Origin of the sequence: Herbaspirillum sp. B65, assembly GCF_000333555.1 — a bacterium.
Lineage (GTDB): Bacteria > Pseudomonadota > Gammaproteobacteria > Burkholderiales > Burkholderiaceae_D > Herbaspirillum > Herbaspirillum rubrisubalbicans.
The window spans coordinates 1-637 of the sequence record NZ_BADI01000957.1; the positions used below are offsets into that span (position 1 = coordinate 1).

Consider the following 637-nt stretch of genomic DNA (forward strand, 5'->3'; position numbering starts at 1 on the left):
AGCCATTGTCCTGCTGGTCGCTGCTGACATCTTCCAATTCCTTCAGATTGGTCAGGGCCAGGCGGATCTTGGGCTCCCAGATGCGCAACAGGCCGACATCGTCTGACTTGAGCGAATATTCATATTCCGAATCGCTCTGGCGCGCGCCGATGCGGATGTCCTGCACCGGCACCAGGAACACCCGCGCACCGGCCACCTTGGCGGTCTTGATGCGCAACCGCCCCACCACCTTGTCGGCACTGTCTTTTTTGTGAGGGCTGGCAAGCATGAATGCTCAGGGCAAAGCTGAGTATTATATGGCCTATTAAACGGCGCACAGGAAGGGAAAATTGGTTATCCCCCCTCAGCTCCTGTGCTCCTACGGTTCACAAGCCCACCAAATACGCGCACACTAAAGCCTTTCAGGCGCGCACCACGACCAAACGATCCAGCACAATAACAAGGCTTGCGCGGCTCCCCCGGAGACCACATGCATACCCACCCAATTCCTGCTGCGCGAAATCATCGGCGAGAACGACCTGCGCACCCCGGAGGGCCGCGCCCATGCGCAGTTTGCGGCCAAGCCCATGTTGCAGGCGCTGCCGGCGTCAGGACTGCGTCTGCAGATCGTGCGCAGCATCGCCCAGGCCACGCAAAC

The 637-nt window shown here is 59.8% G+C and carries 1 protein-coding gene and 1 pseudogene; one reads left to right on the forward strand and one right to left on the reverse strand.

Annotated elements, in window-relative coordinates; all coding sequences use genetic code 11:
* On the reverse strand, nt 1–268 hold a 268-nt coding region (locus tag I5W_RS22565), incomplete at its 3' end, for an efflux RND transporter permease subunit (protein ID WP_044530932.1).
* A 211-nt stretch (nt 269–479) separates the two neighbouring features.
* Here I5W_RS22565 and I5W_RS30395 point away from each other — a divergent pair.
* Nucleotides 480–637: pseudogene (locus I5W_RS30395) on the forward strand (hypothetical protein); the annotation flags it as partial.